Origin of the sequence: Vibrio bivalvicida (assembly GCF_001399455.2) — a bacterium.
Taxonomy (GTDB): Bacteria; Pseudomonadota; Gammaproteobacteria; order Enterobacterales; family Vibrionaceae; genus Vibrio; species Vibrio bivalvicida.
The window spans coordinates 1-19415 of the sequence record NZ_LLEI02000053.1 but is presented as its reverse complement, the minus strand read 5'-3'; the positions used below and the strand labels follow the sequence as shown (position 1 = coordinate 19415).

Here is a 19415-nt window from a genome sequence, read left to right as displayed (position 1 = left end):
TTTAAACAGGTGCGTAAAATGCTGGCTCATCTAAGTGTTAATAATTTTGCAATTGTTAAGTCTCTACAGCTAGAGCTATCCAAAGGAATGACAACCATTACCGGTGAAACAGGTGCGGGGAAATCCATCGCCATTGACGCCCTCGGTTTGTGTTTAGGCGGGCGAGCGGAAGCCAGCATGGTACGTCAGGGGGAAGAGAAAACCGAAGTCAGTGCAGCTTTCTCTTTAGAGAACAATATCAATGCCACTCGTTGGTTAGAAGACAATGATCTGCTAGACGGCAACGACTGTATTTTACGTCGAATAATCAGCAAAGAAGGTCGGTCACGTGCGTTTATTAACGGCAGCCCAGTCCCACTTTCTCAGTTAAAAACTTTGGGGCAGCTTTTAATTAACATCCACGGTCAGCACGCTCACCATCAGTTGATGAAAAGTGACTATCAGATGGCAATGCTAGATCAATATGCTGGTCACTCTAACCAACTTAAAAATACACGCAACGCCTACCAGTCTTGGCGTCAAGCAGATAACAACCTTAAACAGTTAAAAGAAAACAGTGCGGCCAACCTAGCTCAGAAGCAACTTCTTGAGTACCAAATAAAAGAGCTGAATGAACTCTCTCTTGGCGAGGACGAATATGAAAAACTCGAACAAGAACACAAACGCCTATCAAACAGCGGCGAACTTGCCGCTACCTGCCAACAAGCCATCGAGCTTATTTATGAAGGTGAAGAAGTTAACGCGCTTGGTATTTTGCAATCAGCCAATCACTCCTTAGTTCAACTTGCAGAATTGGATGAAAAACTAGCTGAACTACCAAATATGCTTGCAGAGGCCATCATTCAAGTCGAAGAAGCTAACAGCGAGTTACGCAATTACTTAGACAATATTGATGTCGATCCTGCACGCATGGCTTACGTGGAAGAACGCTTCTCTAAAGTCATGTCGATGGCGAGAAAACATCATGTTATGCCTAATGAACTTTACCAACACCATCAAGATCTACTTGGTCAAATAGAAGCACTTGATTGCTCGGAAGAACGCCTAGAAGAACTTGAACAAGAAGTAGAAAACAAATATCAAAGCTTCCTAACAACGTCAGAAAAACTACACAAATCGCGCACTCGATACGCAAAAGAATTAAATAAACTGATCACGGCTAGCATGCGCGAGCTCAGCATGGAAAAAGCACAGTTCCGTATTGAGGTATCTAATGAAGGTACCCACCCCTCTCCGCTAGGTATGGATACCGTTTGCTTTGTTGTCTCAACCAACCCAGGACAACCGATGCAACCTATTGCCAAAGTCGCCTCTGGTGGTGAGCTTTCTCGTATCTCATTAGCTATCCAAGTAATTACAGCACAGAAAGTCGACACTCCTAGCCTAATCTTCGATGAAGTTGATGTAGGTATCAGTGGTCCAACGGCGGCAGTGGTCGGAAGAATGCTGCGCCAACTTGGCGAGTCAACTCAAGTTCTGTGTGTCACTCACCTTCCTCAAGTTGCTGGCTGCGGTCACCAACAGCTCTTTGTCGCTAAACAAACCAAGGCGGGTAAAACAGAAACGCAGATGCGCCGCTTAGATAATGAACAACGTGTGTCCGAGTTAGCTCGTTTATTGGGCGGAAGTGAGATTACTGATTCAACACTGGCTAACGCGAAAGAACTGCTTATCGCTGCTTAATCCCTACTTTTTCGAGTCAAAGTTCCTTTCTGTGAGGAATTTTGACTCGACTTTGCAACCAAATTCAAAATTCATGGTCTGAATCAATTCAAAATGCTTTCAGCTTTTTACTTTGGCGCCTAGCTTGTTTATTATCGGCTGAGTTTGATTTTTATCAGTTACAAGAATTTAAGTATGCAATTAAAAAAGTGGCTTATCGCTGTACCACTCGCTATGACTATGCTGACAGGCTGCTCGCTATTAGAAAAGCTCGTATACCGCATTGATATCAACCAAGGCAACTATGTAGAGCAATCTGCAGTAGAGCAATTAAAGTTTGGCATGACTAAAGAGCAAGTCCGCTATGTAATGGGCTCACCTATGCTTGTCGAGAATGGTTACCCAGATACTTGGTATTACATCTACCACCATACCGAAGGTCACCAAGACTCTATTCAGAAAAACCTGATCGTTGATTTTAACGATGAAGGCCAATTAGTTGATGTCGCTGGCGATTTCCCGCCGAGCAAAGATTTCTTTGAGAGTATTAACTAGAGAGCTAGAGAGCTAGAGAGCTAGAGAGCTAGAGAGCTAGAGAGCTAGAGAGCTAGAGGAATTTGGAGGGTTGGCGTATTACGTCAACCCTTTTTGTTTCAATAAATTAAGCTGTCATCCTCAAGAACGAAGAATGAGTGAGTTGGGGATCTCTTAAAGCAAGTCGATGACGTATTGAGATTCCCTACTCCTTCCTTCGTCAGTCTAGGGATTGACGATATAGCATCGCTCTCCTCTCGAAGGGTGCGGTCCTACCCCGACTCTCGGAGCGAAGCGGTCTAGCCTCTCGAAGGACAAAGTCCATTCCCGCTCTTTAAGCCTCTTTCCTTAAGGGATTTTTCTTACCGCCTGTTACTGGGTCTACAGAACCTGCAGCTTTAGCTTGCTCGGCACGTTTACGACGGATCTCTTTCGGGTCTGCTAGCAGTGGGCGATAAATCTCAATACGATCTTTATCATTGATCGTCGTATCAAGTTTAACGTTGCGACTGAACACACCGACTTTGTTTTTCTTTAGGTCAATCTCTGGGTATAACTCAAGGACACCAGATTGAACAATGATTTCTTCAACGGTCATCGACTGATTAACCACTAGCGTAAACACGCGCTGCTCTTGCGGCAATGCGTATACGACTTCAACATGAATCATTTCAGATTCAATACTCATAAGCGGGGTACACCTGTTTTGCGCGCTTGGTAAAAGCATTAACCATGTTACTGGTTAGCTCGTTAAACACCTTACCAAATGCCATTTCAATCATCTTACTTGAAAATTCGAACTCAAGCTTAAGCTCAACTTTGCATGCCTGATCATCAAGCGGAGTAAAGAACCATCCACCTTTAAGTGTTTTAAACGGTCCATCGACTAAGTTCATGATGATCGCTTCACCATCAACCAACTCATTCGAAGTTGTAAAAGTTTTGCTAATCCCTGCTTTTGCGACATCGACAGAAGCCACCATCGCATTTGAGCTAGATTCAATCACACGTGAACCAGAGCAACCCGGCAAAAACTCAGGGTAACTTGCAACATCATTCACTAGATTGAACATCTGCTGGGCACTAAACGACACTAAAGCAGAACGACTAACTTGCTTCATCTTGACTCCTTAATACATCTGCTTGAACTTCAAGCTTGCAGCAATTTTACTTTTATTTGCACTCAGCGCAAATAAAGGGATTTCCTAACTTAGCTCCTAACCGTATAATGCAGCCATTATGGCAAAGAAAAAATCAAAACAAAAAGCGGGTAGCAATACCATCGCTGTCAACAAGAAAGCTCGCCACGAATACTTCATTGATGATGAAATTGAAGCTGGGCTTGAGCTACAAGGCTGGGAAGTTAAGTCACTTCGTCAAGGCAAAGCAAATATCGCTGAAAGCTATGTTTTCATGCGTGACGGTGAAGCTTTTGTCAGTGGTATGACGATTACTCCTCTTAATCAAGCATCTACCCACGTCGTTGCTAACCCAACGCGCGTGCGAAAACTCCTTCTGAGCCGTCGTGAACTCGACAACCTACTCGGTCGCATCAACCGTGAAGGTATGACATTAGCAGCACTATCACTGTACTGGTCACGCTCATGGGTTAAAATGAAAATTGGTGTAGCGAAAGGTAAAAAGCTGCACGACAAACGTACTGATCTTAAAGAAAAAGATTGGGCTCGTGAAAAAGCACGAGTTATGAAGAGCTCATTGCGTTAATCTTGAGCACTTAAACGCACAAGTATAGACAGGCTACGCTTTTCTGGTACTATGCGAGGAACACTTGGGGCTGATTTAGGATTCGACAGGAATTTTGAAGTCTGAGGTGCATGCCGTGGGGCGGTTGGCCACGTAAAAAGCCGCAAAAAAATAGTCGCAAACGACGAAAACTACGCACTAGCAGCTTAATAACCTGCTCAGAGCTCTCTCGCCCTAGCTTCCGCACGTAAGACGGGGACCAACGAGAGATCAAACCCAAACGCGCTAGCCCGGATTCTCCCGCCTGAGAGATGAACGGCGAATTATAATTCAGGATAGTCATTTACTAGCGTGTCGGTTCGCAGGTACTTGGTGAATTTAAAGATCGACTAAGCATGTAGTACCAATGATGAATGGTTTTTGGACGCGGGTTCAACTCCCGCCAGCTCCACCAATTCAACATCTAAAGACGTCTCAGGACGTCTTTTTTTGTGCCAGCGATAATGTAAAATCAATAACTTAACGTACTCCGACATCCACTTACGTCCAAAGGCATCTTTGATTTTTAGGTACATCAAAAGGTACACTGATATTAGTGTATCAATTTGGTGTACCAATTATGGCAAGAACAACTACTAGACTAACGGACAAAGAGCTCAAATCAGCCAAACCAAAAGAGAAAGAGTATGCGCTTTCCGATGGCGATGGACTCCGTTTGAGAGTAAAAACTAACGGCTCCAAGCTTTGGTTACTCAACTACACTCACCCAACCAAGAAGCGGCGAACTAATTTGAGTTTGGGTAAGTATCCTGACCTTTCTCTTGCTAATGCACGTAAGAGTGCAATGGAGGCTAAAGAGCTACTAGCACAAGGAATTGATCCTTTAGAAGAACGAAAACGTCAAGACCTTGCTCATAGAGAAGTTTACGAACATACCTTTGCTAAAGTCTCTGAAGATTGGTTTGACATCAAAAAATATGAAGTCACTCCAGACTATGCTGTTGATATCTGGCGCTCTCTGGAACTTCATATACTTCCGCAAATAGCGAATACACCGGTAAAAGATATAGATGCTCCTCTCATTATTGATCTCTTAAGGCCCATCGAAGCAAAAGGCAGTTTGGAGACAGTCAAGCGTCTCTCTCAACGACTCAATGAGATCATGAACTATGCAGCTAACTGCGGATTAATTAAAGCGAACCCATTGACTGGTATCCGTGCTGCTTTCAAAAAACCGAAAAAAGAAAATATGCTTACGTTAACTCCCGCCGAGTTACCGAAACTAATGGCAGCTATCGCAAATGCCAGCATAAAGCGTACTACTCGTTGCTTACTTGAGTGGCAATTACACACAATGACTCGTCCTAGCGAGGCATCTGGTGCTAAATGGGATGAGATTGATTGGGAGAATAACATCTGGATTATCCCTGCTGAGAGAATGAAAAAAAGGAGAGAGCACCGCATACCGCTCACAGAGCAGATGCTGGCGCTTTTGGAAGTAATCAGGCCAATTAGCGGTCATAGAGAGTTTATCTTCCCCTCAGACCGAGATCCAAAAAAACCGTGTAACAGCCAAACGGCAAATATGGCACTAAAACGTATGGGGTTCAGAAATAGGCTTGTTAGTCACGGCTTACGCTCGCTAGCGAGTACCACACTCAATGAGCAAGGCTTTGACCGTGACTTAATCGAAGCATCATTGGCCCACGTTGACGATAACCAAGTACGCAGTGCCTATAACCGCACAGACTACCTAGAACGCAGAAAACCAATGATGTGCTGGTGGAGTGGGCATATAGAAGAGGCCGCCAAAGGCAGCCTCTCCGTTACTGGAACTAAACAATTGAAAGTAATTTAATCCATCGACTGAACTGAGTTTGCTAAACGCCTTTCTTTACTGAGAGGCGTTGTGTAAAAACGCTGTTCAATACCGTAAAGTAGATATTTCAACTCATCATCCGTTTTGATTTCAAATTTCCCATTATCAGTATCAAAACGTAGCTTTTGGTCACAGTAGCTGTGAATATATGAAAGCATCTGGTCACGCTCTTCTGTTTCCATTGCGTTCAATGTATCCATTGCTAGAGCAATACGCTTTCTATTCGGCTTTGATACCTTAGCCAAGTTATAATCGTCAGCTAACTCAATGAAGTCTTCTTCTAAAAACTGCTCAACCTCTTGATCCGTGGCTTCTTTATAAAGGACATCAATTCCCTTAAAAATGCTAGAAATCGTCGCGAGGTTGGTAAAAATGAGCGTATCTGATTGAGTAAGATAAACTGCGTCAGGTTCGGAGTTGATAACCAACCGATTTGCATCCTCCTCAATTGTTGCTGCTTCACCAAAGACAAGTGTTTTGCGACGAATAAATAGGGATGGCGTAACCTTCTGAAAGTAAAAGTCTCCACCTTGAATAGCAAAAACAAAACCAATCTTCCCAAACTGCTCTTTTTTCAGATCGTCATAATCCTTGGAGTCAAATTGAGATTTTAGCAAATCAAGACAAAATGTTTTTTGGCTAAATCCTTCAACACTGAACCAAGCATCTTCATCCAAGTTATGATCTGGGTCGTAAGGTACACAAGTAGCAGCGTCTACTTGAACCTCATCAAACAAGCCATTATTGGATATAAGCTTAAAATAAGGCTTCTTACGTAAACCTTTAACCTTCGCCAACACGTGATCCATTGCTACCTCGCTCGATAAACGTGTAATTGTTAATTCGGTTTGCCACTGGGACGTCCACCTCAACAGGCTTCTTATATTTATATTTGCTTATCAAGAAGATAGACGTCCCATTTCTAGTATTGATATTGTAGAACTCAAAACCAAAAAGCAAGAACAACGGGTTGAAATACAAAGCTTGCGATAGAAATGTGAACACAAACAATACTCCATACACAAACCATAGTGTTTCCCAATTGCTCACACTCAGCGCCACAAAAAAGTATCCGAGATAACTTGGAAGGAAGCTATTATTTGCATGCTCAATGCTACTAATTTCTTGTGGTTTAAAATCATCCTGACCGAGTAAAGAGCTCAGTAAGATACTAAATCCCGTCAATAAAACAGGAACCAAAAAATACCCAACATATGACACAAAATTAGGCATCTCAGCTAAAAATGGGCATTGGGGATAAAAATGTCCCAAGGTATACGTTTTCTGTACTAAGAAGATTATCACTAACAATGACGTAGCATTGAACGTCAACAACAGGCGATATATTGTATTTATCATTATCAATCCTTAGTTTTGTTGTTGAAGACGACAGGCATATAATTTTCCATTAGTTTTATGTTTACTGCTTCATCGTTTTTTACGCTAACAAGCGGTCATTTGGATTAAAGACTAAGGAGTATATAAAAAGAGACCGCAATGAAGCAGTATCTAGCGTAAAAAAGCAACTAAAACGTTGACTGCCTAACAACAGTTTTACCAGTAAGACATTAAGCACTCAAGCAATGCTGATTGCCAAGGACCTTCTCTGCGATAGCAATTTTCCGTGTTGTGAGCTGCTGCTTTCTCGTATTCCAAGAATGAACACCTTCAATTACCTGATCAGTATTTCTCGCTTGCTCATACTTGTTTAACCAATGCACTGTTGCAAGAAGCTCTAGATCCTGAGGTGACTCAAAGCCGTCCACCAATCTAGATACCTTTTCAAATGCTCGCCCGACTATTGGCGCATAGCTGACACCAATCCAATCCACTACAAGCTCAAAGGAGTAAAGTGCCACACTCACCGAATATTAGACTTAAGTTAATAACTCGCTGTAACCACTCCAAACATGAGTGAGAGGTACTGGAGAAGACTCTCCGCTAACAAACCAACATTCTTCATCTCGTATCGGATCAATAACAAGCCCGAGATGATAACTTTTATTGAAAAATGCTGCCTGAGTTTGACGATCTGTACCACTAAAAAATGCACCTAAATTAGGATGACTGTGATACCACCCAACTACGAAATTGCTCTTTGTGGTATGCCGTCGAGCGGTATCCCACACTGCCGTTCCCATACATAAAGAGACACTCGTAGCATCAAAATCTTCGCTCGGAATCGATTTTGTTACGTGTACAGCAACTACACCTGACTCCAAATTATCTACGCTTAGTACTTCTCCAAGAAGCAACCCTCCCGACTCAGTTTCGTTTTCAGTTATATGTTCGATAATTTGCTTTTTAACCGTATCCGAAATGAAGACATGTGGGGCTTCTATGCTACTAGACAATATCTCCAATAGTGATAGCACAGGTACTTCAGAAAAGGCCTGTGTTATTGGCTTTGCATAGATATCAGGTTTTTTATCTGTCCATTTCATGTCTCAACATAGAATCCTTTTCTACAACGAGGGCAATTAACATTTCCTTTCTGACCACTTGGTAAGCGCAAAGAGGTTTCACAATGTGTGCAATTAACCACTACTTTTGTTTCGACGTTATTCCATGACATTGTCTTCTTCGCCTGTTGCTCATAGCCTAATTTAGTTGTAGGGAAACTATTCGGGTATTGAGCTACGGCGATGCGATACCAGCTCAATGCTGCTCCATTGGCAGGAGAAGACTCATTCAGAATACTCTCATCAAAAGTAATTATTTTAATTATGCGCTTCACCAACAAGTCTAGGCTTTGAGAGGGCAACCACTTGGTGCCAAAACAGATCTGTCCTGATGTGTACACATTTGGGTGGTAGATTGGCGTAGTAATTTTTGCACTCGGCTCTTGGAAAGGATATCGGCTTAAAAGCTCAATCTTAACAGTCGTCCTATGTTGGACTGTACTTGGAAAACTACTAGAACCTGCCGTAGGGTATGCGAGTTCAATAAGAAGCTCCCTTACAGGGCTTCCCGTTTTCGATACAACTTTTACTTTTCCGCCCGTTTCGCGACTTAAAACGTCTAACTTTCTTAGGTCCTCCTGAACCCTTGTAGCAAATGCACTCATTCTTTATCACCCTGCAACTAAAACTGGTTGAACCTCTAGAATATCTCCATCCTTAATTTCGGCACTACTAAGTGTCGATGATGGTGTAAGTGTCTTGCCGCTGTTAGTGCTTACTAAGCTATAATCAGTATCAACAGGAAGTGACCAATTATCTACAGACGCTTGGATAACATCAGCTCCAGTGTTAGATAAATCTAATACAACTTCCGCTTTGCGAGTTTGATCTGCGGTTCGGATGATTACTTTAACTTCAGACATTAATTGTCCCTCAATTCAATAACTACTATTTTCCCATGAACTTGCATTTGTACAAATTTCCCTGGGAAAGATTTATTAAGGTAATTTTCTTTTAGCTCCTGTATCGTAAAGTGGTCTTTGATATCAACTAAGACAGACTCTGCTTTGCAGTCTGCACACCACATAAGACTAGAATCAGAATCAGCAGCCCTCGTGAATACTACTGAATTGTTTTTCAAACCACATAACGAACATTCAGCTGATACAATAATTGGTTCGCTACTTGTCACCAATGCGTCATAATTGTCTCCCAAATTACCGCCCAATTTTAGAATACTCCTCCCGCTTGAAGTTATGTGCGGAGTATCTGAAACTTCTGAGCAGCATGGACAATGATCACTTCTCTGCAAAGTTGATAAAGAAGAATGTCCAGTTGTAGAGTTTTGAAGTATACGTGTAGCGTTGCTGTTAAAATCACCTTTGATGAAACTCATCGCTAAAGAAGCGGCAAAACTACCAGTTATACTCGACGTTAAAATTGTCGTAGGTATCTTTTTCTCTTCAAAAGCGACTTTCTTCAACCAACCACAAGAATACCTTTCCTGCACTCTTTCATAGACTGACAGTGGTAAAGAGCACTCATAGCATGCATTTTGGTTATCCTTTCCGAAAGGATACGCCTCAATTTGGCAGTGTTTACTATCTATGCCCGTATTAATCAGTGGTGTGCCAGAAAGTAAGCATAACTGGTTAAGTTTGATTCTGGCCTCAAAGTTATCGACACAACACAAGACACACGAATAGCTCTCTAATTGCGCGAAACGCAATAGTTCCCATGCGTCTCCGTGAAAAGCGTTCACAGAAAGGTTTGGCTCTAGCTCTATGAGCCTTTTTCTAGCAACGGTAACCTTTTTATCTCCAACATCCTCCTCTCGAAAAAGAACGCTTTTTGTTAGGTTATGGATTTCTATGGTGTCGAAATCATACAAGTCGATGTGACCTACTCCCAACAACGCCAAGTTCTTAGCAACTTCGTTTCCGACAGCCCCACAACCAACTACTGCAACTTTCGCCTCATGTACTGCTTGCTGAGGGAACCAATCAATCAACTCATGCCTTTGATACCTTCCACTTTTACTTTCCATGTGCCTTTTTGATCCTTTTTATCGCATCATTTAATAGCTTCACCACTTCTGAGCTGTATTGAGACATAAAATCATCGGTACGGTCAGGGTGATATAGCTTCACTTTCTCTTTATATGCTTTCTTAGCTTCACTTAAAGTTGCAGTTGTTGAAATTCCTAAACGTTCATGGGGAGTTTGGCCTTCGAGAACCTCTAACTCACCTCTATAACCGCGTTGCGTCGTGCTTATATCTGTCCACTTCATCAACGTGCACCCAATATCATTGATTTTTCAGATACAATAATCTGATAGCCATATTTAGGATGATTTACGACTAAACCTCGCACTTTGACAGTCTTACCACCTAAGCTAGAAATATAAGGTTTACCACCCACTTTTGTTACTGCTCTGCGGAAAAATACGAGTTTAAAACCTTGGGTCCATGACTTGCGCTCGAACATCACAGCAAAATCACTTCCTCGACGACTCTCCTTCACTTCAATAACCTTCGCTTCAAACGTTACTACAGAGCCTACGTGCTCCCTGTAATTACTTAACGTAATAACTTCAGGAGTGTAATCTCGACCAGACTTTTTCTCTTGCCCAACATTAACAGCTCGGATTTGTGTAGATGGACATGCTACACATTGACCAGCATTCGCCTCTTTAAGAACTGTAACACTCTCAGAGTGATAAAATACCTTACAACGCTGACACTGGTGCAGTCCCAAGTTTTTGTCTAATGGGGCTCCTGTGAATGCATCATGCAATCCGGAGAGATCGACGTTGGCCACTCCAGAGCTACTACTGTTTAAACTCGTACTAGCAACATCAAAACCGCTCGACCCTTCCGAAAATCTGATAGCAGGCCTATTTGTAACAGAAGACGTTCTTGCTGTCGGTCTATAAGACTGAGGGGGAGTACTTGGCTTCTTTTGTAATGGAGTCGAGGTGGTATCTCGATGAGAAGAGTTACGTGTATTTCTAGTATTCCTTGTGGAGTTAGCTGTTGATGAGCTAGATTTAGTCCCACTAAATAGCTTGGAAAGCAACCAACAAACACCAATAAAAATCAAAAACTCCAAAGCGACACCATTCCTCGCAAAAAACAAACCTTTACTTTAATTAGGGTATAGAGTTTAAGATAGGAAGGTGTAGATTACTTATTGATTGATCAAGTTTCAGTAAACTAAAGTTCATATTTCTGATGATTTAGGTTGCCAGTTGAACAACTATGTCTATTTATCCAAAATGAAAGGCACATTAATGATTATTCGCAAAAGTCAGCGCTTACTTTTTTTATGTTGTAGCCCTAGCTTTCAGGACATAGGTTCAGTTTAAGCGTAATAACTCCAAAGAGCCCATAAACCTATTTGAGCTCTATACACTGTGTTTAAACATACAACTGCGTGGTTTTTGCCACTATAGCCCGCACAACTTCAGCCGCAATTTTTGCACTTTCTTTATCTGGGTAGCTGGCTTCCTTAATCTGTTTCGAAGGATGTATTAAGTTACGAGCATCTCGCAACACATTCCCATACCCTGCTAATGTGTTATCGATGATGCCAATGCAGTTAGCCACCTTTAGCATATCATCCAGCCTCCACCGCTCTATTGGAGTTCTTCTTTTTGGTGAATGACTGGAGGCATATGCATCCTCTTCTCTCGCTTGTAAAACAGAAATCAACACTGTTTCCAAAATTGAACCATACATAGTTGTGGCAGATAACCAAGCAGCTGCATCTCTGCATTTTTCTGCCTCATTCCAACGATAGACTAAGTTTTCCGCATAATCACCAGTGAAAGCTGGAGGCTCAACACAATCCGGCACCGCGCTTAAAATAGTACGAGGAGATGATATATTGAGAAGACCTGTAACTGTTTTCGCATAATACCTACGGCCTTTAGCTGTGAGGTGATGGTAATTCCCATCATAAAAGCCAAACGCTTCCTTCTCTATAAATTGATTATCTAATAAGTACTTAACCGCCGAATCAATCTCTTTCTCAGACAGTTTCCACAAGTAAATATTAACTGCATTCAAGTCAAATTCTGTATACTCTAATGCCTCAATTCCTATTCTTTCATTGCTCGACATTAGTGCGATAATCATGTCCGAAATGCTATCTGTTTGAGATTGTAGAACAGGATGACGCAGCCCTCTCTCTTGGTAACTTTTCTCTCGGGCAATGAGTCCTTGTTTCGTTGCCTGAAAACATTCATGATCCCCATCTTTTCTTATCAAGCCTTCCATTTCAAGGCTCTTGATTTCATCGTAAAACTCGTCGTCTTCGAAATCCCAAGTTTCTTCTATTTGTCGTATATGACTAGAACCGTAACTGCAACTAGAACTTACATTAGAAGCAAGAAACATTTCATGGCAAAAGATACTTTCTCTCAAATTCATATGTCACGCTAAACCTTATATCGATACACTCGAAAACGAACGTATATGCGTCTGAGTCGTTAATTTAGAGACATGCTACCACGCAGAATCAGCCTTTCACTTGTCCAAGCGCCCATATCCAATATATTGTGTAAAAAGACTCGTAAGAAATCCAAGGGCTTAGCCATGATTGAATAGAGTAGCCTCACCGAGCACTCGAAATGTTCACCTTACACCCAGCTAAACAACCTTTCTTTACAACCAACATGAAATCCAAAAGTTTTCAGGCATATGTCATCAATGTGAAACCCCATCATTGAATCCGACAGGAGCCTGAAATGAATCCAAAAACTTCCGATTACCAAAAGCAGCAACGCTATCAGGAGAATGAAATCCTAGAGCATGCCGCTGAGATACTAGCTAACCGCTACGTGCGTGGTGATGCCCTAACCAAACCCGAAGCCACTAAAGAGTACGTTCGCTGTAAGCTAGGCAGCTATGAGCGTGAAGTATTTGCCTTATTGCTGCTGGATAACCAAAACCGACTGATTGAATTTAAAGAGCTGTTTCATGGCACCGTAGATGCGGCCAGCGTCTACCCTCGTGAAGTGGTGAAAGCGGTACTAGATGTGAATGCCGCAGCGGTGATATTTGCGCATAACCATCCATCTGGAGATTCCACCCCCTCCCAAGCCGATAGACGGATAACCGAAAGACTCAAAGACGCGCTCGCACTGGTGGATGTCCGTGTATTGGACCACATCGTAACGGGTGATATCTGCACCTCATTTGCTGAAAGGGGGTGGTTGTGATTGAACAACATTACGGAGAACTGTGCATTGATGATGCTTTATATGCGTCATTGGAAGCACTTTTGAATAGATACACTCTCCCAGAGAACGCCGAGAGACTCGTTCTGAACTGCCGCCAAATGAGTTACTACCGACATCGACAAGGTTTACATCCGATAGAGGTACAACTTAAACGAGAGTCAGCCTCTAGCCCTTGGCTGGTGGTGTTCTTTGCCAACTTCTCTTATCCCGATGACCACAGCACAACTGTTGAGCCTGAGCTGTACTTTCACCTGGCTAATCGCTGGTGCTATCAACCCGATGTAGGGAGCACGGATTTGTCCCACCCAGAAGTACAAGAGTTACTCTCGGTCTGGATGAAAGCCTTTGCTCGTCACCTTTCTCGAAACGTCTTTGATGACGTGCAACTGACGATGGTCGGTACGTTCAACTGAATCCACTCTCTCATTTCTTATTTGAATCCTGAAACAAGGAGGACTCACTATGTCCAAATTAACCTTCACAACATCATCACTACCTGTATCCAAGAAACTGCACACACTGCTAAGTGAACAGCTCACCGTTCATTTGCTGAGTAATGAAGCACTGACCACCAGCCGTTATCTGGTATTCAACTTTCGCGATAAAAGTTATAGCGCTGATGCTGGTGGCTTCCATCCGGTTGAGATTGCGATTTGCCACACCTCAACAGGAGAATGGAGCATTGAGTACATCACCGACTTTGCCTATATGGGGAACCATTACCCTGAACTAGAGCGAAATTTAGATTTTGATTTTCGGGTTGGACAGTTCTTTGTGGCTTATCGTGGTTGGCTGCCAATGCAGGGTAGCCGTGATGCCAAAGAGCTCTATCAATTGTGGGAGTGTAACTTTCTTGCTTATGTCGATACGGACGCCTACAACGACATAACCGTCACTCCGCAATAGTTCATGACTTCCCTTCTCCTTAACACCATTAAGCTTGTCACCGCTCTTATTACTTTGTTTACCCTCTCTCCTTTCTTTGGCGCTATGGGAACTCTAACGACGTTAGGCTTTCTGGTGGTGCTGTTGGTTGGATTATTGGCAGCCATTGCAGAGTTCAGTGATAAGCATAAGCCTCGTTAATGTTAATCAGCTCACGCTTTCGTGTTGCCGATTGATGCTGTTTTCACCGTTGGACATTATGTGTCTGACTTACCTCTACTCTCCCGACATTAAATGTCCACCTCCGGTCTTGGAGCTTTGATGTATTGAGAGCGTAGTCATGAGCAATAAAACCAGCATTGAAGGGTTATCCGCTTTGCTGCACACGCTGATGCTTATTCCTCAACATCGTTGGATTACCGTTAGGGAGTTGCAGCAACAGTTAGCCCAACTCGATATCCACCGCACCACGCGCAGCATTAAACGCTATCTCGATGAAGTCATTGTTGAGGTGTTTAACGTGGAGTGTGATTCGATGAGCATGCCCCATGTTTATCGGAAAACTTCAGAGCAATTACTGAAGCTCAACAAGCAGGAGATGCTTTATTGGCAACTGACGAATAAGTACTTACTGCCGCTTGTTCCCGATGCACTGAATTATGGACAAGGTCGCTCCTCGGAGAGAGATAAACCCTTACCCTACAAGGGTTCAGCGTATTCAAAAGAGCAAGCATGGTTAGCTAAAGTCCATGTGTCACTGCCCAATATTTGTGAATGGAGTCATGAGCAGCGGCAAGTATTGAATGCGGTACAAACAGCATTACTCAACAACCGTATGCTCAACATATCGAGTCAAGTTTTGCAGCAAGAGAAAGCGCTCATCGAGCCATTGGGACTCTCGGTTCAATGTGACGCGCTCTTGCTGCTTTTTCGATTATCCGGTCAACCCACGATACGCACCCTAACCCTACCTCTGATTGATGAAGCCAGTGTATCGACGTTTTCTTTTATCTATCCCACTGATTTCAACCTAGAGCAGTTCATGCGTGAACACGCTGAAATCCGTGCATCCCAAATTTAACTCACCACTACGGAGAGATACCTATGAACCCACTAATTCGAACCATCGTGATAACCCTAATACTTTTAGGTGTCACTGCTTGCAGCGAGCAAGAAGAAGCACCAACCGTCACTGCCGATATTGAAGTGTCGATATCCACCAACTCACATTGGGGAACACTCGTCTTTGATGTTCAAGCTATCACAGACAGTACAGTAATAAGCAATGTCACTGTCAATCGAGGCAACTGTCGCCTACCCGCTGGTACAGCCTCAGAGCTCTCTAGAAACGTTCAATTGAAGTTCGGTGAAACCTACACCGGATACAGTAATAACTGCACCGTAGACAGCGTGAAAGAAATAGAAGTCACTTCCAGTGCTGGCACCTTTGTCTACACCTTCTAACTCTAGACAGTTCAACTTTGATAGCACAAACCTTCTACTCAATAAGGAACACACCATGAATCTAAACCGACTCCTTTTGGCAACTCTAGTCGCAGCCTCAATAACCACTTCATCTATGGCCACCGCTGCACTTGGCGGTGCACCTAACGTCTCTAAGGAATATTTAGAAAAGCAGTGGAATGGTAAACAAGGCCCACAATCCACCCTCGTTGCTGGCGTATTGCTGCACTGGACTGCCGATGTGTGCGGCAAGTTGAACGGACAAGTATCCGATGTCACCCAGTGCCAGCCTATAACCGAGTCAACCTCCGATTAATCTGAAAATCACTAGGAGAGAAATACCATGAGTCACACTACAACGAACATTCTCGTTCTACTTGCAACTCTAATCACGCCTTTTGTTTTCGCTCAGGGAGGGGGAGCATTAGGAGGTAACCCGTCTGTAGAAACAAGTGCAGTCAACGTCAGTGTAGGCAAATGCACTCAATACAAAATAGATGTAAAAACGGCGCAAGAAGCAGGTAAGGACGCATCGACTATAACCGTTCCTGCTGGCTGTAAAGCAATCAAAGAAAAGTGATACCACGAGCAACGGTAAAAACGACAATGGGGAGCAATTACGCTCCCCATTCTTTTTTTGTCTCAATGCATCAGTTTGAAAGTATATGTTATCTGTTAAAAAGCAACTTAAGTCTTAAAGTAAGGTAAGCCCTGCAACAAGCTCCACTCTTTGACGATTCTAACAATATTTTCTGGCGTTCCATCTTCAGGGTTCTCAGAGTAATAAATCAGGTCTGAACCTTCAGGATGCTGAGTGATCACCTCAAAATCGTCAACTAGATCATCGAGAGCTTTCCACTTGGCGCGTCAGCTTTAGTTATTTTCTTCAATAAATCCAAAAATTCAACTTCGGTGTAATTGGATATCGAAAACTTTAACTGCACAATCAAGCACCTCATTCCTATAGTCCTTTTCAATTCTTAAAACACTGTTTTCCCTGTGCTTTATACCAATTCTTTATTTCTTCGATAACACCACGAGGTGAGTCTTCTCTTCCTGCAACTGGATGGAATATCAACCCATTTCCTTCAGGATGGTCAACGATATTTGCAAAATGTTCTGCTAACTTCGAGATATGCTTATCGTATTCAGTATTTGGTAAATCATTTGTATCAGTGTCTTCAAAAAAATCTTCAAGTAATCGATAAAACTCGGATTCAGTATAGTCTTGCAGTTGATCTTTCAATTCCATATTACGAGCCTCTATGTATATCTATATGTCTTTTAGGTGTTACAACGCACAGATTCTCTACATCGTATACTTTGCCACCGTGCTGTATTTCTTCTTTGTGGTGAACTTCATATCTTTGTCTTCCACCGACTTGCTCTTCTGGGAATGTGAATGGAGCACACCCCCTATTAATTAGTCTTTGATTAGAGCGACTAAATTGACTTAAAAGAGACGAATCTTCTGCAACCGCACTCCAAAACGCTTCTCTAAACGCATCAAAACTACTGAACTCTTTACCTCTAAGCTTATCAGCGACCTGAGATGGAATAGGAGCTCCAAGTCCTTCTCCTGCTTTCTCTAACCATATGCCTGTTATATCTTCACCATTCCCCGTTACCACCCCAGATTCATCACGTGCAGTTTTCCGGAAGACTAGGTAGAGAGGAGGGATCCCTGCATCCGCTGGGAAAGTCACAATATACTCAGCAAGATCCTCCTCGGGATAGAGAGCCGTGCCTATCTCTTGTTGATGTTCTTCGATAGGACGAACCCAAATATTGTGAACATCGAGCTGATCATTTTCAGGCAATACGGTATCGGGTGTCAGCACATCTGTTGAACCATCAGGCGTCCACGTTATAGTAATACCACTGTCCAACTCCGCAACAAAGTTTTGTCCTTGTTGCAGCGCCTCACGTTTCGCAACGCGATCACCGTACGCACTACCTTCACCCGTTTTGATGCCGACCACTTGCTGTTTGCCATTTTCATCCGTGTACATATTGAAACGTACGCGCATCGCTGTGGTGTCACTAGTAGAAACATTAGGATTGCCCTCTAAGGTTCCATCCCCAAGCTGAGAAGGCCATAAGGCCGCAACTAAAAAGCCACCCATTCGAGCAAAGCCCGCTAACGCTTCTCCTGAAATCGACCATGTCCCGATAGTATTGGGCGTACTAGAGCTCAGAATGCCAAGGTTCGTCGTCGCTGTATGCGCTGGAATCGCAAGTAATGCTGCTCTACCAAAATCCGTAGCTTTAGAATCGGTTGTGATGGTCGTTAAGTTTGTAACGGGCAATTCTTTCGCGAATAGATTTTCACTGTTTATTGCCTTAAATGGCGTTCCTGCTAAGAGCGATTCCGAGTAAGCATAATGAGTATTCGCCACACAACTATAAGTGCAAGGGGAAAGCGGAGGTAACGACGTTTCTTTTTCTGGAGAATTCTGCCCTTGCTCCGCTCGTTGAACAACAAGTGAATCACCAACCTTCAATGTCATCGGGTCAGCATTGTACTGAGGATTCAAACCAAGTAGTTGTTTAGCTGACAAACCATATTGCCCTGCAATAGCTCCCCATGATTCCCGTTGATTGGTTTTGGAGTCAGCTCCAACGGTATGCGTTTCTGGTTTGCTCTCTGCTTTCTCCGTTTCCGCGGGTTGAGTGGTTTGCCTTTCCGCGACAGGTTGTTTAGGTGCTGCTAGCAGTTCGTTGATATCAAGCTTGATACCATGCTGAGCCAACCAACCCTCATTAAGGTTATCAAGCTCTTCTCGGGTAATCTGTTTTTCTAAGTAAATCAGATGTTGATTTTCAATCTCTTTACCTTCGAGCTTCCAGTACACCAGAATGGCACTTTGGTAGACATTGTAACCCTGTTCATCATTCAATCGTTCATGAGTGGAGCATGTGGCATAGAACGCCCACTTGCCCTCACCAAGCAGCCTGTATTCTTGAACTAACCGGTCGTTATGAAAGTGGTAGTAGTAACCTTCCGTTGGCAGTCCCAAACGCTCCCCTAGCTGCACTGATGGGATAACTGGAATGAAAGCCTCCCTCACTATACCTGAGCCTATCGGCTTGACCTGCACACTTTCAGGCACACTGATACCCATTAAGCTGTCTGCCACTTTAGCAAACAATTTTTTCGGCTCATCAAAGGCAGTATGAGCGATGTATTTAGTACCGTTTTCAGTGAGATCCGTCTGCCAGCGACCAATCATAGCTTCTTGCTTAGTCTTGCCCAGTTGAAATGCACAGCCTACGCTTTTTCTTAACGTCTCATCGGAACAAGCGACCTCAAAACAATATTCATATTTGAGCTTAGGTGGTGCATCAGAGGTATCAGGCTTAACAGGCTCTGGAACATAAGTTTCGTCAATGTTAGACGCATAACCAGCGGAACTTCGGCTTGGGGCAGAACCGCCAGCTACTCCACCAGACATCTTCGCTCTAGAGAGAAAGGCATTTTTTGCTTCCGGTGACAGTGCCTCTTGTCCTTCAGCAGACAAGCTCCACGATTTACTCATTCCATCTCTGAGCATCACTGGCTTAGATGGTGTGTCCGTCAACAGGGCCAATTCACCACTTTTGAGTTTGTCCATAAAGCGAGAGAAACTCATGCCGCGA

The 19415-nt window shown here is 43.2% G+C and carries 27 protein-coding genes and 1 other RNA gene; 13 read left to right on the top strand and 15 right to left on the bottom strand.

Features of this window, described 5'->3' with window-relative positions; genetic code table 11:
* Window positions 1–18: 18 nt before the first annotated feature.
* Complete coding sequence (gene recN / locus APB76_RS16730) at window positions 19–1683, top strand: DNA repair protein RecN (RefSeq protein WP_054961249.1); 1665 nt, start codon at window positions 19–21, stop codon at window positions 1681–1683.
* Between the two features lie 174 nt (window positions 1684–1857).
* The gene (gene bamE, locus APB76_RS16725) at window positions 1858–2217 is read left to right on the top strand and encodes an outer membrane protein assembly factor BamE (RefSeq protein ID WP_049846558.1); all 360 of its coding nucleotides are present in this window, start codon (window positions 1858–1860) and stop codon (window positions 2215–2217) included.
* 313 nt (window positions 2218–2530) lie between these two features.
* Here bamE and APB76_RS16720 read toward each other — a convergent pair whose 3' ends face one another.
* Together APB76_RS16720 and APB76_RS16715 are read right to left on the bottom strand one after the other, a co-directional pair.
* Complete coding sequence (locus tag APB76_RS16720) at window positions 2531–2884, bottom strand: RnfH family protein (protein WP_049846557.1); 354 nt, start codon at window positions 2882–2884, stop codon at window positions 2531–2533.
* Entirely contained in the window at window positions 2874–3317 is a 444-nt protein-coding gene (locus tag APB76_RS16715) for an SRPBCC family protein (RefSeq protein WP_049846556.1), read from the bottom strand. The genes APB76_RS16720 and APB76_RS16715 overlap by 11 nt, the downstream gene beginning before the upstream one ends.
* Window positions 3318–3435: 118 nt before the next feature.
* Here APB76_RS16715 and smpB point away from each other — a divergent pair, with 118 nt between their 5' ends.
* The 3 genes from smpB (at window position 3436) to APB76_RS16700 (ending at window position 5758) form a co-directional block, all read left to right on the top strand.
* A complete protein-coding gene (smpB, locus tag APB76_RS16710) occupies window positions 3436–3921 on the top strand; it encodes an SsrA-binding protein SmpB (protein ID WP_054961248.1) in 486 nt (161 codons plus the stop codon).
* Between the two features lie 66 nt (window positions 3922–3987).
* Window positions 3988–4354, top strand: a transfer-messenger RNA (tmRNA) gene (ssrA, locus tag APB76_RS16705).
* Window positions 4355–4519: 165 nt separating this feature from the next.
* Complete coding sequence (locus tag APB76_RS16700) at window positions 4520–5758, top strand: integrase domain-containing protein (protein WP_054961247.1); 1239 nt, start codon at window positions 4520–4522, stop codon at window positions 5756–5758.
* Here the strand turns inward: APB76_RS16700 and APB76_RS16695 are convergent.
* From APB76_RS16695 to APB76_RS16650, 10 genes are all read right to left on the bottom strand, one after another.
* Window positions 5755–6588 (bottom strand): hypothetical protein, encoded by an 834-nt coding sequence (locus APB76_RS16695; RefSeq protein WP_054961246.1) that lies wholly within the window; start codon window positions 6586–6588, stop codon window positions 5755–5757. The two genes, APB76_RS16700 and APB76_RS16695, sit on opposite strands and share 4 nt — an antisense overlap.
* Window positions 6563–7138, bottom strand: a complete 576-nt coding sequence (locus tag APB76_RS16690) for a hypothetical protein (protein ID WP_054961245.1) — start codon at window positions 7136–7138, stop codon at window positions 6563–6565. The genes APB76_RS16695 and APB76_RS16690 overlap by 26 nt, the downstream gene beginning before the upstream one ends.
* 209 nt (window positions 7139–7347) lie before the next feature.
* Complete coding sequence (locus APB76_RS16685) at window positions 7348–7611, bottom strand: hypothetical protein (protein ID WP_054961244.1); 264 nt, start codon at window positions 7609–7611, stop codon at window positions 7348–7350.
* A 45-nt stretch (window positions 7612–7656) separates the two neighbouring features.
* Window positions 7657–8223, bottom strand: coding sequence for a Mov34/MPN/PAD-1 family protein (locus tag APB76_RS16680; RefSeq protein WP_054961243.1), 567 nt, complete (start codon window positions 8221–8223; stop codon window positions 7657–7659).
* On the bottom strand, window positions 8220–8846 hold the full coding sequence (locus tag APB76_RS16675; RefSeq protein WP_054961242.1) for a ubiquitin-conjugating enzyme E2 variant: 627 nt from the start codon (window positions 8844–8846) through the stop codon (window positions 8220–8222). Before APB76_RS16675 ends, APB76_RS16680 begins: the two co-directional genes overlap by 4 nt.
* A 6-nt stretch (window positions 8847–8852) precedes the next feature.
* A complete protein-coding gene (locus APB76_RS16670; RefSeq protein ID WP_054961241.1) occupies window positions 8853–9104 on the bottom strand; it encodes a ubiquitin family protein in 252 nt (83 codons plus the stop codon).
* Window positions 9104–10228: a HesA/MoeB/ThiF family protein gene (locus APB76_RS16665; protein ID WP_054961240.1), complete on the bottom strand. Its 1125-nt coding sequence runs from the start codon at window positions 10226–10228 to the stop codon at window positions 9104–9106. The genes APB76_RS16670 and APB76_RS16665 overlap by 1 nt, the downstream gene beginning before the upstream one ends.
* Window positions 10218–10472 carry a J domain-containing protein gene (locus APB76_RS16660; protein WP_054961239.1) on the bottom strand — a complete coding sequence of 85 codons (255 nt, stop codon included), beginning with the start codon at window positions 10470–10472 and terminating at the stop codon, window positions 10218–10220. The genes APB76_RS16665 and APB76_RS16660 overlap by 11 nt, the downstream gene beginning before the upstream one ends.
* Window positions 10472–11002, bottom strand: coding sequence for a hypothetical protein (locus APB76_RS16655; RefSeq protein ID WP_157633217.1), 531 nt, complete (start codon window positions 11000–11002; stop codon window positions 10472–10474). Before APB76_RS16655 ends, APB76_RS16660 begins: the two co-directional genes overlap by 1 nt.
* A 599-nt stretch (window positions 11003–11601) precedes the next feature.
* Complete coding sequence (locus tag APB76_RS16650) at window positions 11602–12615, bottom strand: hypothetical protein (protein ID WP_054961237.1); 1014 nt, start codon at window positions 12613–12615, stop codon at window positions 11602–11604.
* A gap of 317 nt (window positions 12616–12932) precedes the next feature.
* Between APB76_RS16650 and radC the strand changes: the two genes are divergently transcribed.
* The 8 genes from radC (at window position 12933) to APB76_RS16615 (ending at window position 16356) form a co-directional block, all read left to right on the top strand.
* A complete protein-coding gene (radC, locus tag APB76_RS16645) occupies window positions 12933–13406 on the top strand; it encodes a RadC family protein (RefSeq protein ID WP_054961236.1) in 474 nt (157 codons plus the stop codon).
* The gene (locus tag APB76_RS16640) at window positions 13403–13840 is read left to right on the top strand and encodes a DUF2787 domain-containing protein (RefSeq protein WP_054961235.1); all 438 of its coding nucleotides are present in this window, start codon (window positions 13403–13405) and stop codon (window positions 13838–13840) included. The genes radC and APB76_RS16640 overlap by 4 nt, the downstream gene beginning before the upstream one ends.
* Before the next feature lie 49 nt (window positions 13841–13889).
* On the top strand, window positions 13890–14333 hold the full coding sequence (locus APB76_RS16635; protein WP_054961234.1) for a DUF2787 domain-containing protein: 444 nt from the start codon (window positions 13890–13892) through the stop codon (window positions 14331–14333).
* A gap of 3 nt (window positions 14334–14336) precedes the next feature.
* The gene (locus APB76_RS23000; RefSeq protein ID WP_157633215.1) at window positions 14337–14513 is read left to right on the top strand and encodes a hypothetical protein; all 177 of its coding nucleotides are present in this window, start codon (window positions 14337–14339) and stop codon (window positions 14511–14513) included.
* Window positions 14514–14652: 139 nt separating this feature from the next.
* Window positions 14653–15393 carry a hypothetical protein gene (locus APB76_RS16630; RefSeq protein ID WP_054961233.1) on the top strand — a complete coding sequence of 247 codons (741 nt, stop codon included), beginning with the start codon at window positions 14653–14655 and terminating at the stop codon, window positions 15391–15393.
* Window positions 15394–15416: 23 nt separating this feature from the next.
* Window positions 15417–15776, top strand: coding sequence for a hypothetical protein (locus tag APB76_RS16625; protein ID WP_054961232.1), 360 nt, complete (start codon window positions 15417–15419; stop codon window positions 15774–15776).
* Window positions 15777–15831: 55 nt separating this feature from the next.
* Window positions 15832–16092 carry a hypothetical protein gene (locus APB76_RS16620; protein WP_054961231.1) on the top strand — a complete coding sequence of 87 codons (261 nt, stop codon included), beginning with the start codon at window positions 15832–15834 and terminating at the stop codon, window positions 16090–16092.
* A gap of 27 nt (window positions 16093–16119) precedes the next feature.
* Complete coding sequence (locus tag APB76_RS16615; protein ID WP_157633214.1) at window positions 16120–16356, top strand: hypothetical protein; 237 nt, start codon at window positions 16120–16122, stop codon at window positions 16354–16356.
* 107 nt (window positions 16357–16463) lie between these two features.
* Here the strand turns inward: APB76_RS16615 and APB76_RS23495 are convergent, their stop codons facing one another.
* The 3 genes from APB76_RS23495 to APB76_RS16600 all read right to left on the bottom strand — a co-directional run.
* A complete protein-coding gene (locus APB76_RS23495) occupies window positions 16464–16598 on the bottom strand; it encodes a bacteriocin immunity protein (protein WP_330220430.1) in 135 nt (44 codons plus the stop codon).
* 151 nt (window positions 16599–16749) lie between these two features.
* On the bottom strand, window positions 16750–17028 hold the full coding sequence (locus APB76_RS16605) for a bacteriocin immunity protein (RefSeq protein WP_054961230.1): 279 nt from the start codon (window positions 17026–17028) through the stop codon (window positions 16750–16752).
* A 1-nt stretch (window position 17029) separates the two neighbouring features.
* Window positions 17030–19415 (bottom strand): T6SS effector antibacterial DNase (locus APB76_RS16600; protein ID WP_064429714.1); only part of this gene is annotated, 2386 nt, incomplete at its 5' end.